This is a genomic window from Burkholderia pyrrocinia, assembly GCF_018417535.1.
In the GTDB taxonomy this organism is placed as follows: Bacteria; Pseudomonadota; Gammaproteobacteria; order Burkholderiales; family Burkholderiaceae; genus Burkholderia; species Burkholderia pyrrocinia_E.
In genome coordinates, this window is sequence record NZ_CP070977.1 from 129,497 (window position 1) to 141,773 (window position 12,277).

Here is a 12,277-nt window from a genome sequence, read left to right on the forward strand (position 1 = left end):
ACGCCCGGCCCGGCCTCACGCCACTTACGAATACGGAATTCAGATGGACGACAACACTTCCGATCTCTTTGCCAGCCCCGACGCGCCCGAGAGCGACGCGCTGACGCTCGGCAACTACGCGGAGCAGGCGTATCTCAGCTACGCGGTCAGCGTCGTGAAGAGCCGCGCGCTGCCCGACGTGTGCGACGGCCAGAAGCCGGTGCAGCGCCGGATTCTGTTCGCGATGAACGAAATGGGCCTCGGCCCGGACGCGAAGCCGGTGAAGTCGGCGCGCGTGGTCGGCGACGTGCTCGGTAAATACCACCCGCACGGCGACCAGTCGGCGTACGACGCGCTCGTGCGTCTCGCGCAGGATTTCTCGCTGCGCTACCCGCTGATCGACGGGCAGGGCAACTTCGGCTCGCGCGACGGCGACGGCGCGGCGGCAATGCGGTACACCGAAGCGCGGCTCACGCCGATCGCGAAGCTGCTGCTCGACGAGATCGACCAGGGCACGGTCGACTTCATGCCGAACTACGACGGCTCGTTCGACGAACCGAAGACGCTGCCGAGCCGCATGCCGTTCGTGCTGCTGAACGGCGCGTCGGGCATCGCGGTCGGCCTCGCGACGGAAATCCCGTCGCACAACCTGCGCGAAGTCGCGGCCGCGGCGGTCTCGCTGATCCGCAATCCGAAGCTCACGCACGCGGAGCTGATGAACCTGATCCCGGGCCCGGATTTCCCGGGCGGCGGCCAGATCATCTCGAGCGACACCGAAATCGCGGCGGCCTACGAAACGGGCCGCGGCAGCCTGAAGGTGCGCGCACGCTGGAAGATCGAGGATCTCGCGCGCGGCCAGTGGCAACTCGTCGTCACCGAGCTGCCGCCGAGCACGTCGGGCCAGAAGGTGCTCGAGGAAATCGAGGAACTGACCAACCCGAAGCTCAAGCTCGGCAAGAAGACGCTGACGCCCGAGCAGCTCAACACGAAGAAGGCGATGCTCGACCTGCTCGACGCGGTGCGCGACGAGTCGGGCAAGGAAGCGGCGGTGCGGCTCGTGTTCGAGCCGAAGTCGCGCACGATCGACCAGACGGAATTCGTGAATACGCTGCTCGCGTACACGAGCCTCGAATCGAACGCGACGCTGAACCTCGTGATGATCGGCGCCGACGGCCGGCCGGGCCAGAAGGGCCTGCTGACGATCCTCGACGAATGGGTGAAGTTCCGCCAGCTGACGATGACGCGGCGCACGCGCCATCGTCTCGCGAAGGTCGACGACCGCATCCATATCCTCGAAGGGCGGATGATCGTCTTCCTGAACATCGACGAGGTGATCCGCATCATCCGCGAGTCGGACGAGCCGAAGTCGGCGCTGATGAGCGCATTCGGCCTCAGCGAACGGCAGGCCGAGGACATTCTCGAAATCCGCCTGCGCCAGCTCGCGCGGCTCGAGAAGATCAAGATCGAGAAGGAACTCGAAGCGCTGCGCGACGAGAAGGCGAAGCTCGAGGAGCTGCTCGCGAACGAAAGCGCGATGAAGCGGCTGATGATCAAGGAGATCGAGGCCGACGCGAAGCAGTACGGCGACGACCGCCGCACGCTGATCCAGCAGGAAAAGCGCGCGACGTTCGAGGCGAAGGTGGTCGACGAGCCGGTGACGGTCGTCGTGTCGCAGAAGGGCTGGGTGCGCGCGCTGAAGGGCCACGGGCTCGACCCGGCCGGCTTCACGTTCAAGGCCGGCGACCACCTGTACGCGGCGTTCCAGTGCCGCACGCCGGACCGGCTGATCGCGTGGGGCAGCAGCGGCCGCGTGTACTCGGTCGACGTGTCGGTGCTGCCGGGCGGGCGCGGGGACGGCGTGCCGGTCACGTCGCTGATCGAGCTCGAATCGGGCTCGCACCTGATGCACTACTACGCGGCGCCGGCCGACCAGCAACTGCTGCTCGCATCGAGCAACGGCTTCGGCTTCCTCGCGAAGGTCGGCGACATGGTGAGCCGCGTGAAGGCCGGCAAGGCGTTCATGACGATCGATACGGGCGCGGTGCCGCTCGCGCCGATGCCCGTGCTGCCGAACGCGACGCAGGTCGCGTGCCTGTCGAGCGGCGGCCGGCTGCTCGTGTTCGGGATGGACGAGATGAAGACGCTGTCCGGCGGCGGCCGCGGCGTGATCCTGATGGCGCTCGACGACAAGGAAACGCTCGTGCAGGCGCTCGCGATCGATCCGGCGGGCGTCGTGCTGGTCGGCACCGGCCGTGGCGGCAAGGCGCAGGACGACACGCTGTCGTACGCCGGGCTCGCGCCGCATATCGGCAAGCGCGCACGCAAGGGTCGCGCGCCGGAGTCGAAGCTCAAGGTCGTCAACGAGCTGCGTCCGCTGCTCGGCTGACGCCACGCGCGATCGTCCGGTTCGGCCGCGATCGAAGGCCGCACCTCCGCTTCGGCGGACGTGCGGCCTTTTCTTTTGGGCTGCGGATTCGGGTAAGCAAGCGTGGCGCTGTCACGCGGAACTTGCAAAATATTGTGAAATCGCGCCTGGGGCCTGAACCGAGCGGCGACGGGCCGGTCGAACGTCGCTTGATGCCGCGTGTGACGCGGCCGTTCGCCGCACCCAACCCATCACAGGATTGCCCCCATGTCCCACGCTGTTGCCGTCGCGCTGTTTCTTCATCTGCTGGCTGTTGCCGTGTGGGTGGGCGGGATGGTCTTTGCGAACTTCTGCCTGCGTCCGGCGCTGTCCGACCTGTCGCCGCAGCTCCGGTTGCCGCTGATCGAAGGCGTGTTCGGCCGCTTCTTCAACTGGGTGTCGGGTTCGGTGATCGTGATCCTGCTGTCCGGCGGCTTCCTGCTCGTGGAATTCGGCGGTGCGCACGCGACGTGGTCGCTGCACGCGATGGCCGGGCTCGGCGTCGTGATGATGCTGATCTTCGGGCACATCCGCTTCGCGCTGTTCCCGCGCATCCGCCGCGCGGTGCAGGCGCAGAACTGGCCGGACGGCGCGCGCGCGGTGAACGCGATGCGCCTGCTCGTCGTCGTGAACCTCGTGCTCGGTGTCGTCACGGTCGGCGCGGCCGTGCTGTCGCGCGGTTTCTGACCTTCGGGCGCAGGCCGGCGCCAACCGCAGGTACGCCGGCCTGCGCCGCTACGCGGCCAGCATCGCGTCGAGCAGCCACGCGCCGGCCGGGCCGAGCGGCCGGTTGCGCGACCAGACGGCATCCACCCGCACGCGGCGCGGCCAGCCGCGTGCGCGCAGTTCGCACAGGCGATCGCGCGCGAAGTGGTCGACCATCCAGCGCGGCAGCTCGGCCCAGCCGAACCCCAGCACGGCCATCTCCAGCAGCATCAGGTAGCTCGGCGCCAGCCAGTGCTGCGTGCCGACGACGATCCGGTCGTCAGTGCCGCGGCCTTCCGTTTTCACATAGGTGTTGAGGCGCAGTTCGCGCACGTCGCGCAGCGCCGCGTGCGGCACTTCCGTGTCGCCGTATGCGGCGAGCGCGTGCGTGCGCCCGACGAACAACCCGATCTCCGATTCCTCCGCCACCGTCGCCGCGCCGATATCGGCCGGGTAGGCCGCGCGCGCGGCCATCAGCCCGAGCTGCGCGCGGCCCTGCTGGATCAGGTCGAGCACGTCCTCGTGTTCGGCGATCTGGCATTCGAGCTCGAGCGCCGGAAAGCGCCGCTCGAGCGCCATCAACGTTTCCTCGTAGCGCTTCGACTGGTACGTATCGGACACGACGAGCGTCAGCCGCGCTTCTTCACCGCCCGCGAGCCGCGCGGCCGTGCGGTCGATCGCCGCGCCCGCCTCGAGCGCGCGCTGTACCTGCGGCAGCAGCGCGCGCCCGGCGTCGGTCAGCGTCGGCGTGCGCGTCGAGCGGTCGAACAACTGCACGCCGAGATCGATCTCGAGGTTCGCGATCGCCTCCGACACGGTCGACTGGCGTTTGCCGAGCTTGCGTGCGGCGGCCGTGAACGAGCCGAGCAGCGCGGCTTCGGCGAACGCGAGCAGGGCTTCGGGGGCGTGGCGCATGCGGCGCTCCTGATAGTCTTATATCGGTAGAACCGATGATATCAAACTGGATTCATACGGTAACGCCGATCAAAATGGCCGACATGAATGAAGTAACGAGTCGGAGGGAACCATGAAACAGATGAACAAAACGGTGACGGAACGGTTGCTGCATGCGTTGACGTTCGAGCTGGTCGCGATCGCGCTGTGCGCGCCGATCGGCGCGTGGCTGCTGGACATGCCGGTATCGCACGTCGGCGTGCTGACGGTGATGGTGTCGCTGATCGCGATGGCGTGGAACATGACCTTCAACACGCTGTTCGACCGCTTCGAACGTCGTGCGGGGCTGACGCGCACGCTCGGCATGCGGATCGCGCATGCGCTCATCTTCGAGCTCGGCCTTGTCGCGATGGTGGTGCCGGTTGCCGCGTGGTGGCTGAACGTGAGCCTTGTCGAGGCGCTGCTGCTCGACCTCGGCATCGTGCTGTTCTTCCTGCCGTACACGTTCTGCTTCAACCTCGCGTACGACGCGCTGCGCGCTCGCTGGATCGCACGCAGGGTCGCGGTGCAGGCGGGTTGAAGCCGGTTGAATGCCGGTTAATGCCGGCTGAATCCGGCGGGGCGGCGGCCGCCGCCCGTCAGCGCGCGGCGGCCCACAGCCACACGCCGCAGGCAACCGCGACCGCGCCGTAGACGGCATAGACGGGCACCCTGAAGCGCGTGAAGCACAGCGTCGCGAACGCGCCCGTCAGCCAGTAGATCGGGTCGGCCGGCTCGCGATGCAGGATCTTCACGACGGCGACGACGAGAAAGCCCGTCGTCGCCGCGCGCAGCAGGCGCATCCCGTGCTCGAAACGCGAATGGCGCTTGAGCCGGGACAGGTGATTCTGCGCAAACACGACGAGAAAACCTGACGGAATGAACAGCGCGGCCGTTGCGAGCAGCGCGCCGACCCAGCCGTCGGTCAGGTAGCCGAGAAACGGCACGACGTTCAGCAGCGGCCCCGGTGCCACGGGCGACAGCGCGAACGCCAGCGTGAAGTCATGATCGGAGATACCCGTCGCCGGCGAGACGAACAGCGTCTTGAGCACCGGCAGCGCGGAAAAGCCGCCGCCGAACAGCGTCATGCCGGCGCCGGCGAGGCGCGGCCACAGCAGTTGCGCCTGGTAATCACCGGGCAGCGGCACCGCGAACAGCGCGACGAGCACGCCGAGCAGCACGAGCAGGTTGCGGTCGCGTCTCGACAGCGTGAAATCGACCGCGTCGCTTTGCAGCGGCCCCGTCAGCCAACCCGCTGCAAACGCAGCGAAAAGAATCCCGACGAAAGCGATCGGACTATGCGCGAAAGAAAGCAGAATCGTCGACAGCGCGGCGATCGCCTGTTCGAGCCGCGTGCGCGCGAGCGAGCGCAACTGCTTGACCCACGTGACGCCGATCAGCGCGGCGAGCACCATCCCGAAGTGATTGATCAGCACCGGCGCGGCAAGCGAGCGCACGAACGGCGTGCGATAGAAGATCGCGAACAGCGTCATCAGGATGGAGAACGGCAGCACGCTCGCGATGCCGGCGACCCATGCGCCGGCACGGCCGTGCAGCGTCTGGCCGACTTGCACCGCGACATTGCACCCGACGGGGCCCGGCACGAGCCAGGCAAGCGCGACGAGATCGCCGAATACGTGCGGTTCGATGCGCTGCAGCCGTTCGACGTAGTGGCGTTCGAGCTGCGCCATCATCGAAAGCCCGCCCCACGAGATCGCCGAAATGCCGGCGACGACCTTGAACAAGGCCCATAGGGATGCCTGTGCCTCTTCGACACGAGCGGACGCTTCGACTTCGACGGTTGTCATGATTGTAGTGTTGGCGCAGGGCCAGATCTCGCACGTGTAGACGTACAGGCGGCCCGCCAATACGTTGGCCCTCCCAATTGTCCGCCTCGCACCGTGACGCTGCCATGCGCGAAAACGCTAGTTAATGAACCAAACAATCGGATCGGAAAACGAAATAATTGCGGCGGCGCGCAACGCATGTCACGACCGTAGACGCGGTGCGCTCAGGCGCCGCTGCTGCCCGTCGCGCGGTGCGCGATGACGTTCGGATGATCGCCGCGCACGCCGAAGCGCGCGATCAGCGCGGGAATCGCGTCGGCCGGCACCGGGCGCGAGAACAGGTAGCCCTGCGCCTCGATCTCGCCGAGCGCGGACAGCCACGTGATCTGCTCTTCCGTTTCCGTGCCTTCGACGACGACGGTCAGGCCGAGCGAGCGCGCGAGATGCACGATCGACGACACCATCACGCACACGCTGCGATCGTTCGGGATCGCCTGCACGAACGAGCGGTCGACCTTCAGCGTGTCGACGGAGAAGCGGTGCAGGTACGACAGCGACGAATAGCCGGTACCGAAATCGTCGAGGGCGATCCGGATGCCGAGCTTCTTCAGCGCGACGATCTTCTCGGACACGAGTTCCGGATATTCCATCATCGCGGTTTCGGTGATCTCGAGCTCGAGCCGGTTCGCGTCGATGCCGGTGTCCTGCAGCGTGCGCGAGATCGTCTCGATCAGGTCGCCGCGCCAGAACTGCACGGGAGAGATGTTGACCGCGAGCGTCAGCGTGTCGTGGCCCTCGTCGCGCCAGCGCGCGATCTGCTCGCATGCGGTGCGGATCACGAAGTCGCCGATCGGCACGATCAGGCCCGTCGATTCGGCGATCGAAATGAATTCGTTCGCGGAGATGATCCCGTGCTCGGGGTGATCCCAGCGCGCAAGCGCCTCGAAGCCGGTGATGGTGCGGTGCGTGAGGTCGATCTTCGGCTGGTACGCGAGGAACAACTGCCCCTCGGCAAGCGCGACGCGCAATTGCTGTTCCCAGCGCATCAGGTGGTCGGCACGGTGCGACAGGTGCGGCGCATAGAACTGGTAGCAGTTCTTGCCGGCGTCCTTCGCGCTGTACATCGCGAGGTCGGCCTTCTTCAGCAGGTCGATCTCGCTTTCGTTCGCGACGGTGTGCAGCGCGATGCCGATGCTCGCATGCAGCACGAACGAACTGCCGCGCACGTCGAACGGTTCGCCGAACATCCGGATGATCGCTTCCGCGAGCCGCACCGCGCGCCGCTCGACGTCGTCGCCTTTCATCACGACGACGAACTCGTCGCCGCCGATGCGCGCGAGCGAGCCTTCGTCGCCGACCGCTTCGGACAGGCGCGACGCGGTCATCTGCAGCACGATGTCGCCGGCGTTGTGGCCGAGCGTGTCGTTGACGGTCTTGAAGTTGTCGAGATCGATGAACAGCAGGCCAAGCCGCGACAGGCTCGCCGGCATCGCCACGTCATTGCGCAGCCCGCGCAGCGTCGCATAGCGGTTCGCGAGACCGGTGAGCAGGTCGAATTCCGCGAGCTGCGTCATCTCGCGCTCGCGACCGAGCAGCTTGCCGATCAGGCCCGTCGCGACGCCGAAGAACGCGAGCATCGCGAGCGTGATGAAGCTCGTCATCAACAGGTAGACGTTGCGCGTGTGGTAGTAGTCCGCGAATTCCTCGGATTGCGACAGCCCGACCATCACCGCGAGCGGATAGCCGTCGAGGTGGCGGTACGACACGATGCGCGTCACGCCGTCGATCGGGTCGATGATCGTGCCCGTCACGCGCTCGGCGATCGGGTAGACGCCCGATGCCGAAAACGCGCCCGGCGCGTTGCTGAGCGAACCCGTGCGCCGTGCGAGCACCGCGCCCGTGTCGGACACGACCGCGATCACGCCTTCCTTGCCGATCGCCGCGTTGTTGTAGAAGTCGTTCGTGAAGTAGCTCGGGTCTTCCGACACGACGACGATGCCCGCGAAGCTGCCGTTCGGGTTGTTCAGGCGCCGCGTCATCTGCAGCGTCCAGTGGCTCGACACGCGGCCGAGCACGGGCTTGCTGATATAGAGGCGGTCGTCGTTGTGCGCGAGGTGGACCTTGAAGTGCTCGCGATCGGACAGGTTGATCGGCTGCGGATGAAGCTCGGCCGTGTTCGCGAACAGGATGCCCTTCGCGTTGACGAGCGATACCTGGATCAGCGTATCGCTCGGCACGACGCCTTTCTCGACGGCGCTCGCGAGATTGAAGCGCCCGGGCGACTTCTCGAACTCGAACTTGACGAAGCGGGTGATCTGGTCGACCTGGTGGATCGCCTTGACCGTATGCTGCTCGAGCGCGGAGGACAGGATCGCCGCGGACGCCGCCGCTTCCTTGTATGCGCTGTCTTTCTCGACCGACAGCCGCGCGACGATCACGGCCCACAGCAGCGCAAGCGCCAGCATCCCGAGCAGCGGGATGGCGAACAGCGCACGCCGGCGCGATTTGCGCGGCGCGCGTAGCGGCCGGGTCGGCGGCGTAGGGTTGGACCGGGCGGAGCTCATCGAAGAGGGTGGCGTCCTGCTCGCGTGCACCATCCGTCTGGATGGCCTGCTAGGGTTAGGGTCGCCCCGGCGTCTGTTCGTTCGCGGGATGCGCAACCATGGACAGACCTCGGAAACAACGGATTAGGCCCGATATTACTGGCTGGAACGTTTTTGCGATAGTTGGGCGAACCGTAGGGGGGCGCCGGACGGGCCGGCGCCATCGCACATCGCGAAATGTCAGACAGGGGACCGGAACGTGCCGTCGACGACCGTGACGGCGTGGCCGCCGATCCACGTCGTGCCGTCTTCGTCGTAGCTGACGAAGATGCGGCCGTCGCGGCCGATCGCCGTACCCTGGCGGGCCGTGTACGACCTGCCGGGGCGGCGCTCCTGCCGCGTCAGCAGCCCGGCCAGCGCCGCGTTCGCGCTGCCGGTGACGGGATCTTCGCCGACGCCGAAGTTGCCGCCCGTCATCAGGCAGCGGATTTCGAACGTCGCGGGGCCGCCTTCGGCGTGCGGCGCGTAGACCGCGAGGCCGTCCGTGCCGTAGCGGTGCGTGATCGCCTCCAGCGCGGCCGGATCGGGCGACAGGCCGATGCAGGCGTCGGCCGACGTCAGCCGCACGACGAGCCACGGCGCGCCGTTGTCGACCGCGCACGGCTCGGCATCCGTATCGATCGCATCGCTGCGCAGCGCGGCAGCCAGCGCCGCGTAGTCGGAACGGTCGAGCGGCGTGACGCGTGCCGGCGGCGCGGCGAACGCCCAGCCGTCGGCCTGCTCGCGCAGCGCAACCCGGCCGACCCCGCATTGCTGGATCAGCCGGCCCGGCGTACGCGGCCGCGCGCCGCTTTCGAGGAACGCGTGCGCGGTGCCGAGCGTCGGGTGGCCGGCGAACGGCAGTTCGCCGGCCGGCGTGAAGATCCGCACGCGGTAGTCGGCTTCCGGGTCGGTCGGCGTGCAGACGAATGTCGTTTCCGACAGGTTCGTCCAGCGGGCGATCGCGAGCATGGCGTCGTCGCCGAGCGAATCGGCGTCGAACACCACGGCGAGCGGGTTGCCCTTGAACGGCACCGACGTGAATACGTCGACCTGCTTGAAGCGGACGAGACGACCTGGCATCGCGATCCGCCTGTTACGCGACTTCGGCGATCAGTTCGATCTCGACGCACGCGCCGAGCGGGATCTGCGCGACGCCGAAGGCCGAGCGTGCATGCTTGCCCGCATCGCCGAATACTTCGGCGATCAGCTCCGACGCGCCGTTCGTCACGATGTGCTGTTCGGTGAAGTCGAGCGTCGAGTTGACGAGGCTCATCAGCTTGACGATGCGCGTGACCTTGTTCAGGTCGCCGGTGTGCGCGTGCAGCGTCGCGAGCAGGTCGATCGCGATCGAGCGTGCGGCCGCCTTGCCGTCTTCCGTCTGCAGATCCGCGCCGAGCTTGCCGGCCCAGACCTTGCCGTCCTTCTTCGCGATGTGGCCCGACAGGTAGACCGTGTTGCCGCTTTGCGCGCTCATCACGTAGGCGGCGGCCGGTGCGCCGGCGGTCGGGAGCTCGATGCCGAGCGACTTCAGTTTGTCGTAGACGTTAGCCATGCGTTCGAATCCTCGTAGAGAGTCGTGACAGGAAAAGGGGGGCGATCAGAGGCGCTCGCGCAGCAGCTTGCCGAGGCGAGCCACGCCTTCCTCGATCTTCTCGGGCGGCACCGTGACGAACGACAGGCGCAGCGTATTCTGCTGCGCGTTGTCCGCGAAGAACGGCGCGCCCGGCACGAAGGCGACGTGGTTGTCGACGGCCGCGGCGAGCAGCTTCATGCTGTCGATCTGCGCGGGCAGGTTCACCCAGATGAACATCCCGCCTTCCGGTCGGTTCCACGTGACGCCTTCCGGCATGTGGCGCGCGAGCGCGCCGAGCATCGCGTCGCATTGCGCGCTGTACAGCTCGCGGATCGTCGGGATGTGCTCGTCGAGGAAGCCGTCCTTGATCACTTCGTGCGCGATGCGCTGCGTGAGCGTCGGCGTGTGCAGGTCGGTGGCCTGCTTGGCCTGCACGAGCTTGAAGTGGAGTTCCTCGGGGGCAATGATGTAGCCGATCCGCAGGCCCGGTGCGAGCACCTTCGAGAACGTGCCGAGGTGCACGACGTGGTCGGGCGCCATCGACAGCATCGTCGGCAGCGGCTCGCCGCGGTAGTTCAGCGCGCCGTACGGATCGTCTTCCAGCACCGGGAACGGGCTCGACTGCGCGAACGCGGCGAGCGCGCGGCGGCGCTCGACGGGCAGGCGGCGGCCGGTCGGGTTCTGGAAGTTCGGCTGCGCGTACAGGAGGCGCGCGCCTTGCGTGAGTTCGGGCGTGAGGCCTGCCGGCAGCAGGCCCTGCTCGTCGGTCGGCACCTGCACGTAGCGCGGCTCGTACAGCGAGAACGACTGCAGCGCGCCGAGGTAGGTCGGCGTTTCGACGAGGATCGGGCTGCCCGGATCGATAAGCGCCTTGCCGAGCAGGTCGAGCGCCTGCTGCGAGCCGGTCGTGATCAGCACCTGCGACACGCGCACGCTGTAACGCTCGGCGATCCACTCGCGCAGCGGCAGGTAGCCTTCGGTCGCGCTGTACTGGAGCGCGGCAGCCGGCGCGTCGCGCAGCACGCGGTCGGCGGCGGCGCGCATGCGCTCGGCCGGGAACGTCGCGGGGGCGGGCAGGCCGCCGGCGAACGAGATGACCTCGGGGCGTTCCGTGACCTTCAGGATCTCGCGGATCGCAGAGCTCGTGAGCTTGCGGGCGCGTTCGGAAAGCTGCCAGTGCGGCGGATGCAGGTCGCTCGGATTCATAGTCTCCTCGTTCGGATATCGTGGTCAGTCAAGAAAGGTCGTTCGGGCGGATCGCTTCGACGCTGCCGGGTGGGCATGCGCGAGCGCGGTCGAGCCTTCGCGGCCGGGTGGGCAAAACCGATCAGGCAAAACGATCATTATGGCGCACCTGTTCAGCCGGCGCGAGCCGGTTGCGCGGCGGTGGCGACCGCCGAGCGGCGCCCGAGCACCACGGTGGCGATCACGGCGGCCGCGAACAGCCACGTCGACGGCGTGACCGTCTCGCCGAACAGCAGCGCGGAAAATGCAATCGTGAAGAAAATCTGCAGCAGTTGCACCTGGCCGACGCGCGCGATGCCGCCCATCGCGAGCCCTGCATACCATGCGAAAAAGCCGATGAATTGCGAAAAGAGGGTCACGTAGCCGAATGCGAGCCACGTGCGCAGCGCGAGCGGGCCCGGATGCGCGGCATGCTGCATCCACGCGAGCCAGCCGACCGGCAGCACGAGGAACGGCGCGGACACGACGAGCGCCCAGCAGATCACCTGCCAGCCGCCGATCTGGCGCGCGAGGCGCGCGCCTTCCGCATAACCGAGCGCGCCGATGCCGACCGCGACGAGCATCAGCGCGTCGCCGGCCTGCACGGTGCCGCCGCCGTCGCGCAGCGCGAACGCGATCACGAGCGCGCTGCCGGCCAGCGCGCTGGCCCAGAACGCCTTCGATGGCCGCTCGTGCGACAGCCATGCCGCGTACAGCGCGACGAACAGCGGCTGCAGCCCGTTGACGACCGCGCCGTGGGACGCCGGCACGGATTTCATCGCCCATGCGGAAAACACCGGATACGCGATGATCACGCCGGCCGACGTGATCGCGAGGCTTTTCAGTTGCGCGCGGGTCGGCAGCGGCTCGCGGCGCCACCACAGCAGCAGGCCGGCCGGCACGGCGGCGGCGAGCGCGCGGCCGAGCCCGTTGAGCAGCGGATTGAGTTCGGACACGACGATACGCGTCATCGGCAGCGTCAGGCTGAAGATCATCACACCGATCAGGCCGAGCAGCATGCCCCGGGTTTCGCGCGAATTCATGTCGTGGGTGTCTCCGTATTGCAGGGTGGTTGTAATCGACGGGT

Annotated in this window: 10 protein-coding genes; 3 read left to right on the forward strand and 7 right to left on the reverse strand. The window is 67.5% G+C overall.

The annotated features are described in order from the left end of the window. The first annotated feature begins 43 nt into the window (after positions 1-43). Positions 44-2,365: a DNA topoisomerase IV subunit A gene (gene parC, locus JYG32_RS00630; RefSeq protein WP_213264357.1), complete on the forward strand. Its 2,322-nt coding sequence runs from the start codon at positions 44-46 to the stop codon at positions 2,363-2,365. Positions 2,366-2,611: 246 nt separating this feature from the next. After that, on the forward strand, positions 2,612-3,070 hold the full coding sequence (locus JYG32_RS00635) for a CopD family protein (RefSeq protein ID WP_174379962.1): 459 nt from the start codon (positions 2,612-2,614) through the stop codon (positions 3,068-3,070). 48 nt (positions 3,071-3,118) lie between these two features. Here JYG32_RS00635 and JYG32_RS00640 read toward each other — a convergent pair whose 3' ends face one another. Next, complete coding sequence (locus JYG32_RS00640) at positions 3,119-4,003, reverse strand: LysR family transcriptional regulator (protein ID WP_213264358.1); 885 nt, start codon at positions 4,001-4,003, stop codon at positions 3,119-3,121. Positions 4,004-4,115: 112 nt separating this feature from the next. Between JYG32_RS00640 and JYG32_RS00645 the strand changes: the two genes are divergently transcribed. Next, positions 4,116-4,562 (forward strand): multidrug/biocide efflux PACE transporter, encoded by a 447-nt coding sequence (locus JYG32_RS00645; RefSeq protein ID WP_174379964.1) that lies wholly within the window; start codon positions 4,116-4,118, stop codon positions 4,560-4,562. A gap of 58 nt (positions 4,563-4,620) precedes the next feature. On the opposite strand, the gene JYG32_RS00650 is transcribed toward JYG32_RS00645, so the two are convergent. The 6 genes from JYG32_RS00650 to JYG32_RS00675 form a co-directional block, all read right to left on the reverse strand. Further along, positions 4,621-5,829, reverse strand: coding sequence for a chromate transporter (locus JYG32_RS00650; protein WP_174379965.1), 1,209 nt, complete (start codon positions 5,827-5,829; stop codon positions 4,621-4,623). A gap of 203 nt (positions 5,830-6,032) precedes the next feature. Then, positions 6,033-8,372, reverse strand: coding sequence for a bifunctional diguanylate cyclase/phosphodiesterase (locus JYG32_RS00655; RefSeq protein ID WP_213264359.1), 2,340 nt, complete (start codon positions 8,370-8,372; stop codon positions 6,033-6,035). A 219-nt stretch (positions 8,373-8,591) separates the two neighbouring features. Further along, the gene (locus JYG32_RS00660) at positions 8,592-9,473 is read right to left on the reverse strand and encodes a PhzF family phenazine biosynthesis protein (protein ID WP_213264360.1); all 882 of its coding nucleotides are present in this window, start codon (positions 9,471-9,473) and stop codon (positions 8,592-8,594) included. A gap of 13 nt (positions 9,474-9,486) precedes the next feature. Continuing rightward, positions 9,487-9,945 (reverse strand): RidA family protein, encoded by a 459-nt coding sequence (locus JYG32_RS00665; protein WP_034208050.1) that lies wholly within the window; start codon positions 9,943-9,945, stop codon positions 9,487-9,489. Positions 9,946-9,990: 45 nt separating this feature from the next. After that, complete coding sequence (locus JYG32_RS00670) at positions 9,991-11,172, reverse strand: PLP-dependent aminotransferase family protein (RefSeq protein ID WP_213264361.1); 1,182 nt, start codon at positions 11,170-11,172, stop codon at positions 9,991-9,993. Positions 11,173-11,324: 152 nt separating this feature from the next. After that, a complete protein-coding gene (locus JYG32_RS00675; RefSeq protein ID WP_174379969.1) occupies positions 11,325-12,233 on the reverse strand; it encodes a DMT family transporter in 909 nt (302 codons plus the stop codon). Positions 12,234-12,277: the final 44 nt, after the last annotated feature.